The 21,738-nt window shown below is 46.1% G+C and carries 19 protein-coding genes; 3 read left to right on the top strand and 16 right to left on the bottom strand.

Features of this window, described 5'->3' with window-relative positions:
- Positions 1-117 precede the first annotated feature (117 nt).
- From rnhB to rpsB, 15 genes are all read right to left on the bottom strand, one after another.
- Positions 118-750, bottom strand: a complete 633-nt coding sequence (rnhB, locus tag KO531_RS01335; protein ID WP_219250183.1) for a ribonuclease HII — start codon at positions 748-750, stop codon at positions 118-120.
- Entirely contained in the window at positions 750-1,928 is a 1,179-nt protein-coding gene (gene lpxB / locus KO531_RS01330) for a lipid-A-disaccharide synthase (RefSeq protein ID WP_219250182.1), read from the bottom strand. The genes rnhB and lpxB overlap by 1 nt, the downstream gene beginning before the upstream one ends.
- Positions 1,929-2,169: 241 nt before the next feature.
- Positions 2,170-2,940, bottom strand: a complete 771-nt coding sequence (gene lpxA, locus KO531_RS01325; protein ID WP_219250181.1) for an acyl-ACP--UDP-N-acetylglucosamine O-acyltransferase — start codon at positions 2,938-2,940, stop codon at positions 2,170-2,172.
- Positions 2,937-3,401 (bottom strand): 3-hydroxyacyl-ACP dehydratase FabZ, encoded by a 465-nt coding sequence (fabZ, locus tag KO531_RS01320; RefSeq protein WP_006080990.1) that lies wholly within the window; start codon positions 3,399-3,401, stop codon positions 2,937-2,939. Before fabZ ends, lpxA begins: the two co-directional genes overlap by 4 nt.
- A 31-nt stretch (positions 3,402-3,432) precedes the next feature.
- Positions 3,433-4,458 (bottom strand): UDP-3-O-(3-hydroxymyristoyl)glucosamine N-acyltransferase, encoded by a 1,026-nt coding sequence (gene lpxD, locus KO531_RS01315; RefSeq protein ID WP_105249717.1) that lies wholly within the window; start codon positions 4,456-4,458, stop codon positions 3,433-3,435.
- 3 nt (positions 4,459-4,461) lie between these two features.
- Positions 4,462-4,959, bottom strand: coding sequence for an OmpH family outer membrane protein (locus KO531_RS01310; RefSeq protein ID WP_028760600.1), 498 nt, complete (start codon positions 4,957-4,959; stop codon positions 4,462-4,464).
- A gap of 64 nt (positions 4,960-5,023) precedes the next feature.
- Positions 5,024-7,504: an outer membrane protein assembly factor BamA gene (bamA, locus tag KO531_RS01305; RefSeq protein ID WP_131523800.1), complete on the bottom strand. Its 2,481-nt coding sequence runs from the start codon at positions 7,502-7,504 to the stop codon at positions 5,024-5,026.
- A 31-nt stretch (positions 7,505-7,535) separates the two neighbouring features.
- The gene (rseP, locus tag KO531_RS01300) at positions 7,536-8,906 is read right to left on the bottom strand and encodes a sigma E protease regulator RseP (protein WP_028760602.1); all 1,371 of its coding nucleotides are present in this window, start codon (positions 8,904-8,906) and stop codon (positions 7,536-7,538) included.
- A 39-nt stretch (positions 8,907-8,945) separates the two neighbouring features.
- Positions 8,946-10,136, bottom strand: a complete 1,191-nt coding sequence (ispC, locus tag KO531_RS01295) for a 1-deoxy-D-xylulose-5-phosphate reductoisomerase (RefSeq protein ID WP_219250180.1) — start codon at positions 10,134-10,136, stop codon at positions 8,946-8,948.
- 4 nt (positions 10,137-10,140) lie between these two features.
- Positions 10,141-10,998 carry a phosphatidate cytidylyltransferase gene (locus KO531_RS01290; RefSeq protein WP_219250179.1) on the bottom strand — a complete coding sequence of 286 codons (858 nt, stop codon included), beginning with the start codon at positions 10,996-10,998 and terminating at the stop codon, positions 10,141-10,143.
- Between the two features lie 20 nt (positions 10,999-11,018).
- Positions 11,019-11,846, bottom strand: a complete 828-nt coding sequence (locus tag KO531_RS01285) for an isoprenyl transferase (RefSeq protein WP_028760605.1) — start codon at positions 11,844-11,846, stop codon at positions 11,019-11,021.
- A gap of 81 nt (positions 11,847-11,927) precedes the next feature.
- Positions 11,928-12,485 carry a ribosome recycling factor gene (gene frr, locus KO531_RS01280; RefSeq protein WP_012088724.1) on the bottom strand — a complete coding sequence of 186 codons (558 nt, stop codon included), beginning with the start codon at positions 12,483-12,485 and terminating at the stop codon, positions 11,928-11,930.
- A 21-nt stretch (positions 12,486-12,506) separates the two neighbouring features.
- The gene (pyrH, locus tag KO531_RS01275) at positions 12,507-13,244 is read right to left on the bottom strand and encodes a UMP kinase (protein ID WP_006080981.1); all 738 of its coding nucleotides are present in this window, start codon (positions 13,242-13,244) and stop codon (positions 12,507-12,509) included.
- A 68-nt stretch (positions 13,245-13,312) separates the two neighbouring features.
- Positions 13,313-14,164, bottom strand: a complete 852-nt coding sequence (gene tsf, locus KO531_RS01270) for a translation elongation factor Ts (protein ID WP_028760606.1) — start codon at positions 14,162-14,164, stop codon at positions 13,313-13,315.
- Positions 14,165-14,284: 120 nt separating this feature from the next.
- Entirely contained in the window at positions 14,285-15,013 is a 729-nt protein-coding gene (rpsB, locus tag KO531_RS01265) for a 30S ribosomal protein S2 (protein ID WP_028760607.1), read from the bottom strand.
- 283 nt (positions 15,014-15,296) lie between these two features.
- Between rpsB and map the strand changes: the two genes are divergently transcribed.
- The 3 genes from map to dapD are packed head-to-tail and all read left to right on the top strand — an operon-like array spanning position 15,297 to position 19,592.
- Positions 15,297-16,127, top strand: coding sequence for a type I methionyl aminopeptidase (gene map / locus KO531_RS01260; RefSeq protein WP_226058787.1), 831 nt, complete (start codon positions 15,297-15,299; stop codon positions 16,125-16,127).
- A gap of 33 nt (positions 16,128-16,160) precedes the next feature.
- The gene (gene glnD, locus KO531_RS01255) at positions 16,161-18,746 is read left to right on the top strand and encodes a bifunctional uridylyltransferase/uridylyl-removing protein GlnD (RefSeq protein WP_219250178.1); all 2,586 of its coding nucleotides are present in this window, start codon (positions 16,161-16,163) and stop codon (positions 18,744-18,746) included.
- 21 nt (positions 18,747-18,767) lie between these two features.
- Positions 18,768-19,592: a 2,3,4,5-tetrahydropyridine-2,6-dicarboxylate N-succinyltransferase gene (gene dapD, locus KO531_RS01250; RefSeq protein WP_212600028.1), complete on the top strand. Its 825-nt coding sequence runs from the start codon at positions 18,768-18,770 to the stop codon at positions 19,590-19,592.
- A gap of 134 nt (positions 19,593-19,726) precedes the next feature.
- Here dapD and KO531_RS01245 read toward each other — a convergent pair whose 3' ends face one another.
- A complete protein-coding gene (locus KO531_RS01245; protein ID WP_168823188.1) occupies positions 19,727-21,658 on the bottom strand; it encodes an HD domain-containing phosphohydrolase in 1,932 nt (643 codons plus the stop codon).
- Between the last annotated feature and the right edge of the window lie 80 nt (positions 21,659-21,738).

Here is a 21,738-nt window from a genome sequence, read left to right as displayed (position 1 = left end):
TAACTAGAAAGCAGACTAACAAAGTCACGCAGCCAGAGCCAGTGACTTTGCTGGATAACGGGAACTTATACCCAAACAACCTGAAACTCGTATCTTCAGGTAGCTTGGGAGCACAGCTTACAGTCCCAGTAATGCCTTGACGGGTTTAAAACTTTTACGATATTGGTCAAACACCCCATGTTCGGCGATGGCCTCAAAATGCGCCTTAGTCGGATAGCCCTTATGCTTAGCAAAACCGTATTGCGGATAAGCAGCATCGAGCACATCCATCTCACGATCACGCGTCACTTTGGCGATAATCGATGCGGCACTAATACTGGCAATTAAACCATCACCTTTAATGATGCTGTGACTGGTAAGCGAGACGCCATTATGGGCAACAAATGCCGGACTGCGATTGCCATCGACTAACACCAACGCAGGCGCAATCTTAAGCCCTGCAACCGCGCGCTGCATTGCCAACATAGTGGCATGCAAGATATTAAGCGTATCGATTTCAGCAGGACTTGCGCGGCCCACGTGATAACACAGGGCTTTTTCACAAATCTCATCAAACAAAGCTTCGCGACGCTTCTCACTGAGTTTCTTGGAATCATTCAGACCACTGATGGGCTTGTTTGGATCTAAAATCACAGCCGCAGTCACCACATCACCAACTAAAGGCCCACGGCCGACTTCATCCACACCAGCAATCAAACCCGTCGAAAAGGTCAGCAAATCGGCGTCGGTTAAACTTTTAAAAGTTGCCACTAGTTAGCCTCCTGCGTTTTAGCATGACTTGGTTTAGACTCAACCAGTGCCATTACCGCTTCAGCGGCTTTTAAGCTCGCATCACGGCGTAACACTTGGTGCAGGGCATCAAACTCAGCTTTGAGCGGCGTAAAATCTCGATTTAACTCGACTGTGACCGCCGCAGCTATTTTCTCTGGCGTGCAATCTTCTTGAATGAGCTCAGGGACGAGATCTTTTCCAGCCAGTAGATTCGGTAACGAGAAACACTCGACCTGCATCATGCGCTTAGCAATCCAATAGGTCATAGGGCTAACACGATAAGCCACCACCATTGGACGCTTGACCAACATGGCTTCTAACGTCGCGGTACCAGATGCTAATAAAATGCCATCGGCAGCCGCCATGACTTCGCGCGACTGGCCTTCGACCATATGAATTTCGAGATCGGGTGCAAAATCCTTCAACGCTTGCTCAAATTGCTCACGGCGCTTTTGATTTACCAGTGGCGTCACAAAACGTATATCAGGGAAGTTCTGTTTAATCAGTAAAGCCGCCTTCACGAAAGGCTCAGCCAGTTGCTTTAACTCGCCACCACGGGATCCAGGTAGAATCGCTAAATATTCTGCATCGGCATCGAGTTCGAGTAACTGGCGTGCCGCCGCTTTATCACTTCGCAACGGAATATCATCCGCTAAGGTATGACCCACAAAGGTGCAAGGTACTTGATGCTTGTCATAAAAAGCTTTCTCAAAAGGCAATAGCGACAACACCATATGGGTCGCCTTCGCGATTTTGAATATACGTTTTGGGCGCCATGCCCACACGGATGGGCTCACATAATGGACGGTTTTAATACCGCGCGCTTTAAGTTTAAGCTCGAGGCCTATATTAAAATCCGGTGCATCTATGCCAATAAAACAATCGGGCTTAAGCGCGGTGATCTCTTTAATCAAGGATGACCGCACTTTTAATAAGCGAGGTAGACGGGATAACACTTCAACAATTCCCATCACTGCGAGTTCTTCCATCGCAAACAGGGATTTGAAGCCTAGGGCTTCCATGCGGGGTCCACCGATACCGACAAAGCGCGCATCGGGATGGGTCTTTTGCAGCGCAGCCATTAAACCTGCACCTAAAATATCGCCTGAGAGTTCTCCGGCAACCATGGCAAACACTAATGGAGTTTTATTGCTCATAAACCAATCACGTCTCATGAATTAATGGCATTGGATGAAGAGGTAAACCGCACCTAAAATACATCGTTCCAAGCCTACACTTATGTTAAGTTAATGATTCAATTAATGACTAAGCTCATTTATGGTCGAATGCATTGATGAATAAACGCATTTTTAACGACTACGTCTACCACAAAAAAGGCTTAAACCAATAATACAAAAGGGCATAAAAATGCCCTTTTGTTGTCATGTGGTCATCAAGTTAGCGAATAATGCCGCGACTCGATGACTTTACAAACTCAAGCAGTAATTTGACTTGCTCATCGTTCTGCGCATCTTCAGCTAATGCTTCAATCACTTCTTCTACCGTTAAACTACTACGATATAAGGTTTTATAAGCACGACGCACGGCTAACTGGCTTTCTTTAGAAAAACCTCGACGCTTCATACCCTCACTATTTAAGCCGCGAGGCACCGTCGGTTGACCCGCTGCCATCACAAAGGGAGGCACATCCTGCAGTACTAAAGAACAACCAGCAGTAAATGCATGGGCACCAATATGCACAAACTGATGCACACCTGTCATACCGCCTAAAATCGCCCAGTCACCGACGTGCACGTGACCAGCAATAGATGCGTTATTCGCCATGATGACATTATCGCCGACCACACAGTCATGGGCGATATGCACATAGTTCATAAACAGGTTATTCGACCCAATACGGGTTTCACTGTTATCTTGAACCGTACCGCGGTGAATGGTCACGTTTTCACGGATGACGTTATTGTCGCCAATGATCAGTCGTGTCGGCTCACCAGCGTACTTTTTGTCTTGGCATTCTTCACCAACGGAGGCGAATTGAAAAATACGATTCCCTTTGCCGATAATCGTTGGACCTTTGACCACCACATGGGAACTCAACCAACAATCATCACCAATTTCGACGCCCGCACCGATATAGGTCCAAGGGCCAATAGTGACGTTATTGCCAATTTTTGCATCGGGATGCACAAACGCTAATGTATCTATCACTGACTAATCTCTCTGCGGGCACACATGATTTCAGCGGAACAAACCACTTCACCATCCACTTTGGCCTCACCGTAGAAAACGCCAATCCCGCGGCGCTCTTTAATCATTTTGACATCAAAATGAATTTGATCTCCTGGCTCAACCACACGTCTAAAACGCGCATTATCAATACCAGCAAAGTAATACAACACACCTGGTGGTGGTACATCACTACTCATCGTTTTAAAGGCTAACAGGCCAGTTGCCTGTGCCATCGCTTCTAAAATAAGCACACCTGGCATCACAGGTTGTATCGGGAAATGTCCCTGAAAAAATGGCTCATTTATTGAAACGTTTTTGATCGCCTGCAGACTAACACCAGGAGTGTAATCAAGCACACGATCGATCAATAGGAATGGATATCTATGGGGTAGATATTTAAGTATTTCTTTAATATCCATAGTGTTCATTTGATTAGACACGAACCGAGTTCCTCAAATTGCCTTGGGGCAATTAATCTGGTGTTTTTAAATTTTTTTCCAACGTTTTAACACGCTGGAACAGTTCATCTAACTGACGGAAACGAACTGTATTTTTACGCCAAAGTTTATTGTCCATTGCCACGGTGGCAGAAGAGTATAAGCCAGGCTCACGCATATTAGTGGTGATATTGGTAGCACCAGACACATGCACACCATCGGCAATGCTCAAATGACCTGCGATGGCACAGCTACCGCCAATAATACAATATTTACCAATAGTGACACTGCCAGCAACAGTAGTACTGCCTGCAATAGCAGTATTTTCGCCGATTATATCGTTATGGGCAATTTGCACTTGGTTATCAATAATCACACCATCGTGGATCTCTGTATGGCCTAATGCCCCACGATCTACAGTTGAATTAGCACCAATCTCAACCCGATCGCCAATACGCACGCCACCTGTCTGCGGAATTTTAATCCACTGACCACGTTCGTTAGCATAACCAAAACCATCTGAGCCTAATACGGCACCCGAATGGATAATACAATCCTGTCCTAAATGCACATCGTGATAGACGGTGACATTAGCCCACAAACGTGTTTTTGAGCCAATAACCACATCTTGTCCCAGCACAACACCGGCACCAATCTGCACATTTTCACCTAAAATGACGTTCGCACCAATCACAGCATTCGCGCCAATAGCGACACCTTCCCCTAAATGGGCTGAAGGATCAATTTGTGCCGAAGGATGGATACCCACCGCCGCTTTGGGTGTAGTGTCCAAATACTGAGCAACACGAGCAAAACCGACATATGGATCTTTTACAATTAACGCAGTACCTTGATAATCCTGCGCATCTTTAGCTGACAATAACACCGCACTCGCTTGAGTTGCCTCAAGCTGAGAGCGGTATTTACTGTTGGCTAAAAAAGAGATCTGACCCGCCTTGGCATTTTCTAAGGTCGCCACACTATTAATAATTAGCGTTTCGTCGCCTTGGATATCACCGTCTAATAACAGGCATAGCTCTTTTAAAGTCACACTATTCATCTATTACTTGCCTTTGCTTAAGGCTTCAACCACTTTGCCACTGATGTCAGCGTTAGGCTTAACATAAATGACAGCACCACGTTGTAATACCAAATCATATTGGTCTTTTTCAGCGATAGTGTTGATGGCTTTTTGCACTTTAACTAACAGTTTATTTTGCTCTTCACCTTGGCGACGACGTAGGTCTTCATCCAATGCTTTGCCTTTTAACTGATATTCAGATTTTAGCGATTCCATTTTACGAACCAGCTCTGTTTTTTGTGCATCGTTCATTAACGCACCGTCACGTTGCTGCTTCTCCATCAGAGAACGCATTTCTTCTTGCATTTTTTGGACATCAGCTACGCGATCACCAAACTCTTTCTTCAGAGATTGGGAGATCTGTTCACGTTGTGGGAGCTGTTCAAACACAGCGCCCATATCCACTACGGCAATTTTCTCAGCATGTGCCACTAACGGCGCGCCTAACAAAACTAACGTCATCAGCGCGCAATTTACCATCTTGTTCAAAATAAACTCCTTGTTACCTTGTTATTGTCAGCAAAACTTGCCGAGTGTATGCCTTTTAAAAAGTTTTGCCAATATTGAAAGAGAAGATCTCCGTTTGGTCACCTTCATATTCTTTAAGCGGCCACGCCAAGCTGAACACCATAGGTCCCATAGGTGATAACCATTGAACACTCAAGCCCCAAGAGGCGCGCAGGCGAGCTGGATCACTATAGTCTTGTAACTTAGCAAACTCGTCCGCCGGAAGTGTTTGATATGACTCGTAATCAAACTCAGTATCCCAGACGTTACCCGCATCGACGAAGAAGCTAGTACGAACTGAGTTAGTGTAAGCCTCATCCAGAAATGGGGTTGGTACAATCAACTCCATACTTGCCGTTGCAAGGGCATTACCACCGATAGAGCGGCCAGAACTGACTTGGATACTATTAGGATCGCCAGGCAAGCTACAGCCATCGCCCGATGGATCCGGTGCACACGGCTCACTACCTCGATAGAGATAGAATGAACGTGGACCTACAGAGTTCGACTTAAAGCCACGTAGCGAACTACTACCACCTGAGTAATAGTTTTCCCAGAAAGGTAAAATTTGGTCATTATCATTAAATTGACCATAACCGTTACCATAACCTAATCGACCACGGGCCAAGAGCACAACGCTCTGACTGCGGTTAACAGGGAAATAGTAGTTAGTGTCAAAGTCTGTCTTAAAATACTGTAAATCAGACCCTGGCGAAGTCATTTTGCCGTTCAGACGCTGGGACGAGCCATCTGTTGGGAAAGTGCCACGGTTCAAGGTGCTACGATACCAGCCCAGACTGAGTTCAAAGTTATCGAAACTTAAGTCCGCGTTTGGATCGTCATCACGATAGATGTTATAGAAACGCAGCGCCTGCTCATAAGCTGAGATCTCAGAAATCGTGTTGTGACGATAGCCAATACCACCATTGATACGGTTGTATTCGTTAATCGGGAAACCCGAGTTAAGCGCCACACCATACGAACTGTTTTTATAGCGTTCTAAGTTAGCTTCATTGGCGTCAAACTCACTCCAATAAACGCTCCCGCCTAAACTCACACCGTCTTTTGTCCAGTACGGATCGGTATAGGATAAGTTAACGTTTTTAGAGTACTTGTTGGTGCTCAAGCTAATACCCGCTTGATTACCTGTACCTAAGAAGTTGTTTTGTTGTACACCAAACTGCAAGCTCAGGCCTGATTCAGTACCATAACCGACACCCGCGTTAAATGAGCCCGATGGCTGCTCTTTCACTTTAACCGCAACATCAACTAAGTCATCAGTACCCGGCACTTGAATGGTTTCAGTGTCAACGGTTTCGAAGAAGCCCAAACGGTTAAGACGCGCTTTAGATTGCTCAACTTGCGCAGAGTTTAACCAAGCCCCTTCCATCTGACGCAGCTCACGGCGCATCACTTCATCTTTAGTCACTGTGTTACCAGTGAAGTTAATCGCCCGTACGTAAACACGTTTACCCGGTTTAACATTGATGTTTAAGGTGACTTCTTTAGTCTTATCATCAATTTCAGGGTAGGTTTTCACTTCAGGGTAAGCATAACCGAAGCGGCCTAAATACTTGCTGTACATTTCTTCGGTGAAAGTCACATCACCGCCGTTGTACATATCACCCGCTTTGATTGGCAGAATTGATTTCATCAACTCTTCACGGCCCATCAAATCACCCGTCAGGTTTACTTCTTTAACTTTATACTTCTCACCTTCATCTACGTTGATGGTGATATATAAACCTTTACGGTCAGGCGTCATGGCCACTTGAGTCGAGGTGACTTCGAAGCGGATATAACCTTTATTGTGATAATAGGTTTTGATGGTCTCAAGATCGGCCTGCAGCTTTTGCTTCTGATAACGGCGTTCGCCGAACAGATCCCACCAAGCCACATAATCTTTAAGTTCCAGCATGCCAATCAGTTCAGCATCGGTAAACTCTTTGTTACCGACCACGTTAATTTGGCGGATTTCGGCCGCTAAACCTTCGGTAAACTTAAATTTCAGCTCAACCCGATTACGGGGTAAGTTAATCACTTGGGCTTCCACTTTCGCGCCGTATTTACCCACGCCGTAGTAGAAATCCTGCAGACCCTTTTCAATACCGGTCAACATAGTACGATCGAGCGACTCACCGACTTTAACGCCAGAACCGTCCAGACTTTCCTGTAACTGTTCGTCTTTAATGTCTTTGTTGCCATCGAATGTCACGGCACTAATAGTCGGACGCTCAGTGACTTTCACCACTAATACGCCGCCATCTCGGCTCACGGAGACATTTTCAAAGTTAGTCGATGCATACAAGCTTTTAATCGCTTGCTGGATTCTTAACTGGTCAACAGTGTCACCTACTTTTACTGGTAAGCTTAACAAGGCAGCACCGAGTGCAACTCGTTGCAAACCTTCAACTTGGATGTCGGTCACTTCAAACGGTTGGAAAGTATCAGCCAACACAGTCCCTGAAAACGACGCACCGACGAATAACATCGAGGCAAAAAGTTTATTCAATCTCATAGAGCACTTCTAATTATTAGTCTGTCCTTGCTCAGAGTCGGGCAAAATCATTGAAAAGCGCAACGCTCATCAACATCAGCAGTATTGCTGCCCCAAATCTGAATCCTATTTCCTGCACCTTTTCAGGTACAGGTTTACCAGTTATTACTTCAATAAAGTAATACAGCAGGTGTCCCCCATCGAGCACAGGTAAAGGCAGCAAGTTAATGATGCCTAAATTGACGCTGATGAGCGCGAGGAACCCGAGAAAATAGACCAAGCCATAGTTTGCACTACTGCCCGCACCCTGTGCGATCGAAATGGGTCCACTCAGGTTTTTCACCGACACATCGCCGGTAAATAATTTGCCAATCATCTTAAAGCTCACAGCAACAAGTTGCCATGTTTTATCCGCTGCTATACCGAAAGAATCGATTGGTCCATATTCAAGTTGTAAACGCATATTGTCTGGCCATTGTGCTTGGGTTGGGCTCACCCCGAGCATACCTATCTCTTGGCCATCGGCATTTTTACTGCTTAAGGGTGTCACTGCCACATTAAACTGTTCGCCATTGCGACGCACAGTTAAACTCACAGGCACATTGGCAGAATGTTGAATAATGTCAACAAAAGCCTGCCAATCGGTATAATTTTTACCATTTATAGCAACTAAGGTGTCACCGACTTTTAGCTCACTATTCGCAGCGGCACTGTCAGGACTAATTGCAGCAATGGTGGGAACGATTTCGGGACGATAAATCCCTAACCCTAATGCCGTAATCGGGGATTCTTTTTCAGGATCAAAACGCCAATTACGCGTATCTAAGGTATAAGACCGCGCACTAGAATCCAAACCTTGCAAACCATTCAATGGCGTTAGCGATACACTCAGACTTTCATCACCTATGTGGCCGACTAAAGCTAAATTCACTTCTTCCCAGTTACGCACAGCCTGACCGGAAATGGCCGTTATTTGCATTGGCTCTGTGATTTGAATTTGCGCAGCAGCAGTCCCGGGGGTCGTCGAAGTGATCACAGGCTTAAGTGATGGCACACCAATCAGATACATAAAATACAGGGCAACGATGGCAAAAATAAAGTTAGCAATTGGACCTGCGGCCACAATCGCAATACGTTGCCATACGGTTTTACGATTGAACGCTTGATCTTTTAATTCATCGGGAACGTCTTCAACACGCTCATCGAGCATTTTGACATAGCCGCCAAGGGGGATCATGGCTAACACATATTCAGTGCCGTCTTTACCAACACGGCGCCAAATAGCCTTACCAAAACCAATGGAGAAACGTTCGACTTTCACGCCACAACGTCGCGCGATATAGAAATGGCCGTATTCGTGGGCAGTAATTAACAAACCCAGTGCAACGATGAAAGAACCTAAGTTCCATAAAAAATCTAACATCCCACTCCTTACGTTATAAATTTAATCACTCAGCTATTGCTAAGCGATGCTTGCTAATGTCTCACGCGCATAGACGCGGGTTTGCGCATCTAAGGCTAAAATATCTTCTATGCTGCCCATAGGACGTTTAGGCACAGTGACTAAACAAGCCTCATTCACTTTTGCAATTTGCGTAAAACCAATTTGCCCCTGCAAGAATGCTTCAACAGCTACCTCATTGGCAGCATTTAGTACGGTTGTTGCCTCTTGGCCTTGGGCACACGCTTCCATAGCCAAAGCCAAACAGGGGAAACGTTCAAAATCAGGTTCATAAAAGCTTAACTGTCCGACTTTGAAAAAATCTAAAGGTTCAACGCCCGAATGAATTCTTTGCGGATAAGCCATGCAATGGGCAATCGGTGTGCGCATATCTGGGTTACCCATTTGGGCGATAACCGAACCATCACGGTACTGCACCATAGAGTGGATCACGCTTTGCGGATGAATAACCACTTTAAGTTGCTCAGCCTGAGTATTAAACAACCACCGCGCCTCAATGAACTCTAACCCCTTATTCATCATAGTGGCGGAGTCAACAGAGATTTTAGGTCCCATGGACCAATTAGGGTGTTTACAGGCTTGGGCAGGCGTCATGGCCGCAAGTGTCGCAAGTTCCGACCGCAGGAAAGGTCCGCCAGAACCGGTTAACAAAATATGGGATATACCCGACGCAGCTAAATCGCAACGGCCGAGGTTAGCCTGTACTTCTAGGGGTAAACATTGAAAGATAGCATTATGCTCACTGTCCACGGGCAAGAGCACAGCACCAGAGCGCTTAGTCGCCTCAATAAACAACTCACCCGACATGACTAAAGCTTCTTTATTGGCCAGTAATACTCGCTTTCCCGCCTTCACGGCTTCAAGGGTTGGTACTAGCCCTGCCGCCCCGACAATCGCTGCCATTACAGTATCCACTTCGGCAGCCGTCACTAAACCGAGTAAATCGTTTATGCCAGTAGTGACTTGGATATTGAGCGCAGCGGGTAAAACGGCGCGTAACTGTTTCGCAGCCTCTTCATCCACCATATGCGCGACTTTCGGTTTATGGGCTACACACAAAGCCAGCATCTTATCAACGCTCGCATTGGCCACCAATCCATAGATGCTATAAGCCAATGGATTAGCCGAAATCACGCTTAAGGTACTAGCACCAATTGAACCGGTAGCACCCAAAATCACCATATTTTGCATAGCGTTACATCCAGAATGCAATGTAGATCAGGGTAAACACCGGCAAGGCTGCAGTCAGGCTGTCGATGCGGTCGAGCACGCCGCCGTGACCGGGCAAAATAGTGCCAGAATCTTTAATACAGGCCGCACGCTTAAACATACTCTCAGATAAATCGCCCAGCGCTGACACTAAAGCAACAAATAAGGTCACTGCCACAACTAAACCCAGTTCTTGCTCTGGCGAATAATACATAACACCTGCAACCACGAGCATAGTCGTCACTAAACCACCAACTAGGCCTTCCAAGGTTTTAGCAGGGCTCACTGCAGGCATCAGTTTCGTTTTACCTATCGCTTTACCGACGAAGTAAGCCCCAGAATCTGCGGCCCACACAATCAACATCACTAACAGTACTAACACTGGGCCGTAATAGGGTGAAGTTTGTGAGCTAATGGATTTGAGTGCGATAAGAGCAACAAAGCAAGGCACTAAGGTTAACTGTCCAAACATGGACTTAAACATAGGATTCTTTTGCCAGAACTTAGCGCTTTTAGGATAAGTTACCACTAATAATAGTGATGCTAACCACCAGAATGCACCAATATAGAGAATGGCCAAATAGATAGGATGTAACTGGTGGCTTAACCAAACTGCATCAATTGGCACAATCAGATTAATTGCCACCAATAGAATGCCGACTGTGAAGGTAAAGCTCCACTGAGTGACATCACACTGATTATCGATAATTCTTCCCCATTCCTTTGCTGCAATAAGGAAGACGGCAACCAAGGCCCAGGCGAAGTAGCTGGCAGGGAGCAAAAATATCGCCCCCAAAACTAATGGAACTAACCAAATTGCTGTTATTATTCGTTGTTTTAGCAAAAAAAATCCCTCATGAGGTTTTACAATGCACGCATCTCATCAATCTGACTTCCAGTCAGACCAAAACGGCGCTGGCGACTTGCAAAAATGGCTATCGCTTCATGAAAAGCCTGTTCATCGAAATCAGGCCAAAGGGTGTCGGTAAACACCAATTCTGCATAGGCCGCCTGCCACAGCACAAAATTGCTGATGCGACAGTCCCCGCCCGTGCGGATCATTAAATCAACTTCACTCTGATTTTGCATGCACAAATGTGCACTTAAGGCTTCTTCGGTGAACTGACTGCTGGTCATTTCGCCAGTTTCGACCTTTTCCGCTAATTTTTGTGCTGCTTGAAGTATGTCCCAACGGCCACCATAGTTAGCCGCAACATTCAGAACCAAGCCAGTATTGCGAGATGTCTTCTCTTGAGCAGCAGCAATTTGTTTCTGTAATCGCGCCGAAAAGCGGCTGATATCGCCAATAATGTTGAGCTTAACCTGATTCTTATCCAGCAATTTAATTTCGCGCTGTAATACGGTAAAAAACAACTCCATCAGCAAGCTGACTTCTTTATCGGGTCTACGCCAATTCTCGCTAGAAAATGCGAATAAGGTTAGCGATTCAATGCCTAATTGGCTTGCCGTGCTTACGGCTCTTCTAACGGCCTTAACACCAGCCTTATGTCCCATCACTCGTGGTTTACCTTGGGTTTGTGCCCAACGCCCATTGCCATCCATGATAATAGCAACATGCTTAGGTAACGACTGTTTCACGAGTTCGGGTAATTGTCCCGGCAAGGTCGTTTGAGTGTATAAATCACTCTCACTCGTCCTAGGGTGCGGATCAAGTTCCACTGTGGATGACATCTAATACAGCCCTTTAAAATAGACAAACGCCGTGTAGTATACCCCTACACGGCGCATCAACTCTAGCTTATCGAACTGAGATTAGACTTCCATCAACTCAATTTCTTTGGCCGCTAAAATCTCATCGACCTTTTTAATGTGAGCATCGGTGAACTTTTGCACTTCTTCTTCACTGCGACGCACATCATCTTCAGTACAAGCTTTAGCTTTTTCAAGCTTTTTCACTTCAGAAATAGCATCACGACGCACGTTACGGATAGCAATACGACCGTTTTCAGCTTCGTTACGCACCACTTTGATGAAGTCTTTACGACGTTCTTCAGTCAACGCGGGTAATGGAATACGTAATGTCGCGCCAGCTGACATAGGATTCAGACCTAAATCAGAGCTCATAATAGCCTTTTCAACGGCTTGGATAGCACTACGGTCAAACACAGTCACAGACAGAGTGCGTGAATCTTCAACGCCCACGTTAGCCACTTGGTTTAGTGGCGTCATAGTGCCGTAGTAAGAGACTTGAATGGAATCCAACAGGCTTGGGTGGGCACGACCGGTACGCACTTTTGCCATTTGGTTTTTAGTCGCGTCAACGCATTTACCCATACGCTCTTGCGCATCTTTCTTAATGTTCTCAATCACGTTAAATGTCCTTCTTGGTCATTAAATAACTTTTTTCGCTCTGATCAGTGTGCCTTCTTCTTCACCCATGATAACGCGGCGTAGAGCGCCAGGCTTGTTCATGTTGAAAACTAAAATAGGCATGTCGTGATCACGCGCCATAGTAAAGGCGGCTAAGTCCATTACTTTTAATTCTTTTTCCAGAATTTCCGCATAAGTCACTTCATCATACTTAACGGCGTCTGGGTTCTTCATTGGATCTTCGGAGTATACACCGTCGACTTTAGTGCCTTTCAATACGACTTCAGCTTCGATTTCAATGCCGCGTAAACAGGCCGCAGAATCGGTCGTGCAGAAAGGATTACCTGTACCGGCAGCAAAAATAACCACTCGGCCAGATTTTAGCAAGCTGATCGCTTCAGCCCAATTGTAATCATCACACACACCCTTTAACGGGATAGCTGACATCAGACGAGCATTAACATAGGCACGGTGCAGGGCGTCTCGCATTGCCAAGCCGTTCATAACCGTTGCCAGCATACCCATGTGATCGCCCACCACACGGTTCATGCCGGCTTTTGCTAGGCCTTCACCGCGAAACAGATTACCACCACCAATAACCACACCCACCTGAATACCCAGCTCAACCAGCTCTTTCACTTCCTGAGCCATGCGATCTAATACTTTGGGATCGATGCCGAAGCCTTCGTCGCCCATCAGTGCTTCGCCACTTAATTTAAGAAGAATGCGTCTAAATGCGGGTTTTGGATTGGTGCTCATAATTTTTATCCTGGTCATAACAAGACCGCAGCTATTGCCGCGGTCTTGGGGGTATTTAGCGTTGGCGATTAAGCCTTTTTAGAAGCAGCGATTTGAGCAGCAACTTCAGCCGCGAAATCTTCTTCTTTCTTCTCAATACCTTCACCCACTTCTAAACGAATGAAGTTAGTGACTTTAGCGCCTTTCTCTTTCAGAATTTCGCCAACAGTTTTCTTTGGTTCCATGATGTAAGCTTGACCAGTCAGAGAAATCTCACCGGTAAACTTCTTCATACGACCTAGAACCATCTTCTCAGCGATCTCTGCCGATTTGCCTTCGTTCATTGACATTTCGATTTGCAGAGCTTGTTCTCTTGCAACGATTTCTGCAGGAACATCTTCTGGGTTCACGTATTCAGGCTTAGAAGCAGCAACGTGCATTGCGATGTGCTTTAAGGTTTCTTCGTCAGCTTCACCGGCAACAACAACGCCAATGCGCTCACCGTGACGGTATGAAGATAGGTTTGCACCATCGATGTACTCAACACGACGAATGTTGATGTTTTCACCGATTTTAGTTACCAATGCAACGCGTGCATCTTCGAACTGTGCTTTTAAATCTTCAAGAGTCACTTTAGATGCAGCAGCGGCATCTAATACTGCGTTCGCGAATGCTAAGAAGTTTGAATCTTTAGCAACGAAGTCAGTTTGACAGTTAACTTCTAATAGCGCAGCGAAACCTTCGCCATTCTTGATCAGAATTGTACCGTCAGCAGCGATGTTACCCGCTTTTTTAGCCGCTTTAGCAGCGCCAGACTTACGCATGTTGTCAATTGCTAACTCCATGTCGCCGTTAGCTTCTGTCAGAGCGTTTTTACAATCCATCATGCCTGCGCCAGTACGGTCGCGCAGTTCTTTAACTTGGGCAGCAGTAATTGCCATTGTTAAATCCTCTATAAAAAATCGACTAATTTGCAGATATAAAACAGGGGCCGAATGGCCCCTGTTAACCAATCAAAAATCTTGGTTAATAAGGGTGATGATAATCATCCCGCCTTATTATTATTCGGCTTCTACGAAACCGTCTTGCTCAGCTTGAACAGCCAAATCTTGACCACGGCCAGCTTTTGCAGCAGCAGCAACAGAAGAAGTGTACAGGCGGATAGCACGCATAGCGTCGTCGTTACCAGGAACGATGTAGTTAACACCATCTGGCGCAGAGTTAGTATCAACAACTGCAACAACAGGGATACCCAAGTTGTTAGCTTCTTTAATAGCGATATGCTCATGGTCAGCACCAATGACGAATAATACGTCTGGCAGGCCGCCCATGTTTTTAATACCACCTAAAGATTTTTCCAGCTTTTCAAGCTCACGAGTACGCATCAGCGCTTCTTTCTTGGTCAGCTTGTCGAAAGTACCGTCTACTGATTGGCTTTCCAGTTCTTTCAGACGTTTGATTGACTGACGAACGGTTTTCCAGTTAGTCAGCATACCGCCTAACCAGCGGTGATCAACATAGTACTGGTCACAAGATAGAGCAGCTTCTTTGATCGCTTCGCCAGCAGCACGTTTAGTACCAACGAATAATACTTTACCTTTCTTTGAAGCTACGTTGCTGATGAAAGCTAGCGCTTCATTGAACATTGGCACAGTATGCTCAAGGTTGATGATGTGAACACCGTTGCGAGCACCGAAAATGAATGGCTTCATTTTTGGGTTCCAGTAACGGGTTTGGTGACCGAAGTGGACACCGGCCTGAAGCATATCGCGCATTGAAACTGTAGTCATTTCTATTACCTTAAAATTTAGGGGGTTAGACCTCCACGTATCCCATGTCTTCGACCCCTTATATAACAACTGAGGGCACCCCGAAGAATGTGTCGACACGTGTGTGATTTAGTATTTAGACAAATAGCCATGTATAATGGCCGCCATCTTTAGTCTTGCAAGTATCAAAGCAGCGCAAAAGCTGGCTTAGACAATTCATCAAGACTTAAACATAACGGCGCGCTTTATACCATAAATAGCCCTAAAGCACAAATTTTTGCATTAGGTTGCGTGGCCAACAGACATTAAAGACACAAGAGAAAACGCAATGAGTATAGTCATCAAGACCGCTGAAGAAATTGAAAAAATGCGTGCTGCGGGCAAACTAGCCGCACAGGTATTAGAAATGATCGCGCCGCATGTTAAACCGGGCGTGACCACCAATGAGCTCAATGACCTCTGCGCCAAATATACCGAAGAGCAAGGTGCGATTTCGGCGCCGCTTAACTACCATGGTTTTCCCAAATCCATTTGTACTTCTGTAAACCATGTGATTTGCCACGGCATTCCAAACGACAACCCACCATTGAAAGAAGGCGATATCCTCAATATCGACATCACAGTGATTAAAGACGGTTATCACGGCGATACCTCGATGATGTTTTTAATCGGTGAGGTGAGCGCGAAGGACAAACGTCTGTGCCGCATCGCGCAAGAAAGCCTGTATTTAGCTATTCGTAAGGTTCGTCCAGGTTTAAAACTGGGTGAAATTGGCAATACTATCGAAAAATTCATCAAAGCAAGTAAAACAGGCCTTGAGAAATATTCCATCGTGCAAGATTATTGTGGCCACGGTATTGGATCGGGTTTCCATGAAGAGCCTCAGGTCATGCACTACCGTAACGGCGATAACACAGTATTACGCCCTGGCATGTGTTTCACCATTGAACCTATGATCAATGCTGGTCGCCACACGACCATACTCGATCGCGATGATAAGTGGACGGTAACGACCTCCGATGGTAAAAATTCAGCCCAGTGGGAACATACCTTACTGGTGACTGAAAAAGGGGTTGAAGTACTTACCCTGCGTGAGGATGAAGATTTCCCACGCATCATCAATCACGAGCGATAGGCCACACTAACAAACATAAAAACAAGGGACTCGATGAATATAGCTCTGCTCGCTAAACAATCATTAATCGAACAGAATCAGATTCTTTTGGCCAGTTTTAAGGCTAAAACCCCGATTGAAGAGCTCGTCACGCAGCGCTGTCAATTTGTCGATGCCCTTGTTAAGCAAGCTTGGGAACAGCACGGTCTAAGGGAATATGATATTGCCCTGATTGCCGTGGGCGGCTATGGCCGTGGGGAGCTGCATCCCCACTCAGATGTCGATTTACTGTTCCTGTTTAATGATATCTTGTCACCCGCCGCCGAAGCGGCACTCAGTCAGTTTATTGCCTTTCTGTGGGATGCCAATCTGGAAATCGGCCACAGTGTCCGTACGTTAAACGACACGATTATCCTCGGCCGAGAAGACATCACCATAGCCACCAATCTGTTAGAGGCACGATTGCTCGAAGGGCCCGAATTTTTATTCGATCAACTTTATGATGCGATTCGTCAGAGTGACTTTTGGACTTCAAGCGATTTTTTTATCGCAAAACGGGATGAGCAAAATGCTCGCCATGCCAGAGCCAGTGCCTTCGATTTAGAACCCAATATCAAGAGTTGTCCCGGTGGTCTTAGGGATATTCAAACCATTGCTTGGGTAGCCATGCGTCACTTTGGTGCCGCTCGCCTCGAAGAATTAGTCCAATACGACTTTTTAGAGCCTGGTGAACTAGAAGAGCTGCTCGAATGTCAGCACTTTTTGTGGAAGCTACGCTTTGCCCTGCACATGGTGGTCGGTCGCGATGAAAACCGCTTACTGTTTGATGTGCAGCGCCAAGTTGCCGAGCTTATGGGTTATGAAGACGCCACCCAGCTTGCCGTTGAGCAGATGATGAAACGCTACTATCGCACGGTGCGCCGAGTGATGGAGCTGAACGAAATGCTGTTGCAGCTCTTTAAGCGCGCAACACTGGGCCACACAAAAGCCTTAGAAATTCAATCGATTGATAAACACTACCAGCGCCGCGGCACTTTTATCGAAGCGCTCAGTGATGATCTGTTCGATAGCGGCGAAGAAATTGTGCGGCTATTTTTGTTGGTCGCTAAAAACTCCAACATCAAAGGCATTTACGCGCCAACACTGCGTTCACTGCGCCGTGCAAGACGCGCCCAGCCGCAAGCCTTGCAAGAAAACCCGCTTTGCCGCCAAGCCTTTATGGAAATTTTGCGCCATCCTCGCGGCATTGTTGCCTTGTCTTTAATGCACAAACACGGCGTGTTATCTGCCTATTTACCGGCATGGCGAAATATTGAAGGTCAGATGCAGTTTGACCTGTTCCACGCCTACACAGTCGATGAACATACCCACAGATTGCTGCTCAATATTGAGCGTTTTTCTCAAGCCGAACAAAAAGAAGAATTTCCCTTAGGCTCGATTCTCATCAACCAACTGCCTAAAAAAGGTTTACTCGTATTAGGCGCTATCTTCCACGATATCGCCAAAGGTCGCGGTGGCGATCACAGTAAACTGGGCTCAAGCGATGCCCTCGCCTTTTGTAAGCTGCATGGATTAAATGATCACGATGGCCGTCTAGTCGCTTGGCTGGTTGAAAATCATCTGGTGATGTCTGTCACCGCCCAGCGCCGTGATATTTCCGATCCCGATGTGGTGGCCGACTTTGCCAATAAAGTCCGCGATGCCGTGCATTTAAGCTATCTGTACTGCTTAACCGTCGCCGATATCTGCGCCACCAACGAAAAAACCTGGAACAACTGGAAAGGCTCACTGCTACGCGACTTGTACTTTTCGACCCAAAGAGTGCTAGCCCGCGGTAAAGAAAAACCCGTCGATATTCGTGCCAGAGTGCGTGAATACCAAGCCAAGGCGAAAAAAGAACTGCTGCGCCGCGGATTGAAAGAGAAAGATCTCGATGCCCTGTGGCAACGTTTTAAGGCAGATTACTTTTTACGCCACCAGCCAAATCAAGTCGCGTGGCACGCCGAAGCGATTTTAAAGCACAAACAACAGGATGAGCCCTTAGTCTTAGTGTCCAAACACACCACCCGTGGTGGTACTGAGCTATTTGTCTATTGCCAAGACAGACCTAAATTGTTCGCAACTGTGATGGCGGTACTCGACAATAAAAATATCAACGTCCATGATGCCAACATCATGACGTCAAAAGACAATTATGCCCTCGATACCTTTGTGATCTTAGAGCAGGATGGTGAGCCCGTTAGCCAGCTTTCACGCATCCAAAGTATCCGTAAGGCGCTTGAGAAGGCCCTGTCGAGCGACAGTCCAAAACTGCCGCGCTTTAGAAAACTATCGCGCAAGATGAAACCTTTTAATGTGCCGACACAAGTGAGTTTCCTCGAAAGCAGTCGTCATGGTACAAGTATGATGGAGCTTATCGCCTTAGATTCGCCAGGATTACTGGCAAAAGTCGGGGATATCTTTTACCGTTGCAACACAACATTACTCGCGGCCAAAATCACCACCATTGGTGAGCGAGCCGAAGACTTTTTTATGCTGCAGACCAATGACGGCTTGCAACTTAACGAAGCCCAAGAGAATGCCCTCAGGGACGCTTTAATCAGTGCCCTGAGTGCAAAGAATATCGAATCAGTTAATTAACGAGACCAGTGGGAGAAGTAAATGGAGGCTTTACGCCAACGTATTGAAGCGGCTTTTGAAGCGCGCGCCGACATCACACCAAGCACAGTTGACGCAGGTGTGCGCAGCGATGTGCAACATGTCATCAATATGCTCGATAAAGGTGAAGTCCGTGTCGCCGAGAAAATCGACGGACAATGGCATGTGCACCAATGGCTGAAAAAGGCGGTATTACTGTCCTTCCGTATTTTCGATAACGTGGTTATCGATGGCGCCGAAACCAAATACTTCGACAAAGTGCCGTTAAAATTTGCCGAATATGATGAAGCTCGCTTTAAAGCGGAAGCCATTCGCGTGGTGCCTTCGGCTACAGTGCGTAAAGGCTCATTCATAGGTAAAAATACCGTGTTGATGCCATCTTATGTGAACTTAGGTGCCTATGTTGATGAAGGCACTATGGTTGACACTTGGGCGACAGTTGGCTCATGTGCACAAATCGGTAAAAATGTGCATTTATCTGGCGGCGTAGGTATTGGTGGCGTACTTGAGCCATTACAAGCGGGCCCAACCATCATCGAAGATAACTGCTTTATCGGTGCACGTTCTGAGATTGTTGAAGGCGTTGTGGTTGAAGAAGGCTCAGTGATTTCTATGGGCGTGTATATCGGCCAAAGCACCCGAATTTACGATCGCGAAACTGGCGAAGTGCATTACGGTCGTGTACCAGCAGGCTCTGTGGTTGTTTCTGGCAACTTACCATCAGCCTGTGGCAAGTACAGCCTCTATGCCGCTATTATCGTTAAGAAAGTCGATGCAAAAACCCGCAGTAAAGTGGGTATCAACGAATTACTGCGTATTGTTGATTAACAGTCACAGCATTTGTTCGATAACATGAGTTCCATAAAAAGATGCCTAAGGGCATCTTTTTTATTGTCGGTAAAATTTAGCCTACGGTTGCGCTGTCATTATCAGGCTTAAAAATAAAGTGTTTAATAAGACACTTAAATCAAACGCTCTACTTCACGGAATGCATTTCTCGTCATGGCAATGGCCCGCCAGCCGATAATCCCCAATGGCTGCTGCGCTTTGTTCACCACCACAAGATATTCTGAGTCTAGTAAATTCAACTGCAGTAATGCATCTTCCGATGTGGCCACCTCACTGATAATAGGCACTGAATGCTCCATGATCTGATGGGCTTTTTTATGTAAAGATGCCCTATCCAGTTCACGCTCAGCCGCAGTGCCAAGTAATGGGCTAAACCAATGTTCCAGTAAGCGGCTGGTGATCACCCCAAGTATCTTATGTTGCTCATCCAATACCACTGCCACCTTAGCATGGGCTGTCGTAAGTAAACGTTTAATATCAACTAACTCATGGTCAAGTGAAATCGTGACTAAAGGTTCAAGCGGCGCAGCACCGATATGATCGCTAATACTCAACTCTCGATTAATCAAAATCGCTAAACAAGTTTCGACTATCTCAGGGTCAAAAAGTGTCCCTTTACCCGCACGCAGCACTTCAGTCATTTTCTCCAGCCCTAACGATGGCCGATAAGGCCTGTGGGACAATATCGAATCGGCAACATCGGCGACGGCAATAATTTTCGCCTCATATAAAATCGCCTTATCCTTTAAGCCCGCGGGATAACCTGAGCCATCGAGCCGCTCATGATGCTGTAAAATCATCTCTTTAATGGGCCAAGGAAACTCCACATCCTCAATAATTTCAGCACCATGGAGCGGATGGGTCTGTATTAATGCGTATTCTTCTTTTGAAAGTTTTGACGGTTTTGTCAAGATCTGCGATGGAATCGCTAACTTGCCGATATCATGGACTAAGGCACCAATCTTCAGCCCTTCTAAACGCAGCGGGTCTAAACCTAATTTCTCACCAATCAAATAACTTAATTGCGCCACCGACTTTTGATGCCCTGCGGTATAGGCATCTTTCAGTTCTAATGCCTCAGAAATAGCACTAATAAGCTGGGTTAACGATTGAGATAATTGCTCTTTTTGCGCTTTAATGATTTTGGACTGGCGGGATACCGCGCGCAATGTGCGTGGTAGTTCAATGCTGTGCCATAAAATGCTGGCAAAAGTCAGTAATGATCTCGCATCATTACGACTATAAGGCTCGTTACGGTCGACCACGCACAGCATGCCCACTAAGCGACTGCGAAATAAAATCGGCACCGCCAAGTAACGCCCTCCAAGTAGCAGTTTATCTAAGGGCAAATCCCCTAAGCGCCTTTGGGAGTCGGTTTGATTTTGGATAATCGGCTTATAATCTCGCACACATTCGAGCCATACGCGGCTTTCAAGTTCTGACACTTGGGTATTATCTTCAACAAAATCGGCTTGATTAGCCTCTGCGTGGGGATACTCAGAACGCGCAGCAAGTGTGAGTGTTTTTAACTTTTCGTTATGCAACAGAATAAAGCCATATCGACTGCCAGTGAGCGACATAGCCTTAGAAACTGCGACTTTAAATACTTCTTCTTGGGAGGATTTAATCACATCTTCAATGTGTTGCAGCCAAGCATCGCTGGCTTGAATCGCTCGACGATAATCCGAGTGCAACTCCTTCATCTGCGGATCTTCAAAATTGATGTCGGATAGAATCAAGTACCATCCCATTTCAGGCAAAGAATGCAGCGCGAGATGCACACGTATGCCGCGATGATCTTGTAATTGAAAACCGATTTCTTGGCCGCGTCGCCTCACTATATCGGCGCATAGTTCAGCATTAAAAGCACTAAACAATTGGCTAATGGGTTGATTAATGATTTGCGCCGCAGAGCGTTTGCAACGGCTGTAAAAGGCTTGGCTCATCCGTAGCACACAAAACTGCTCATCTAGCTGTGCCCAAGATAAATTCAAACTATCGGGCAAGTCTTTCATTCCAACGATAAGGCTTTGACGAGTTGACATCCAGCACTCCGACCTGTAATTCGAGCATGGGCAATACACTATACCGCTATGTTCACCACAATGTGAGCACTATAAAATCT

The organism is Shewanella sp. NKUCC06_TVS, assembly GCF_019345515.1.
GTDB classification, from domain to species: domain Bacteria; phylum Pseudomonadota; class Gammaproteobacteria; order Enterobacterales; family Shewanellaceae; genus Shewanella; species Shewanella oncorhynchi.
Note: the sequence above shows the minus strand (reverse complement) of the source record. Positions and strands in the feature narration are given on the sequence as shown.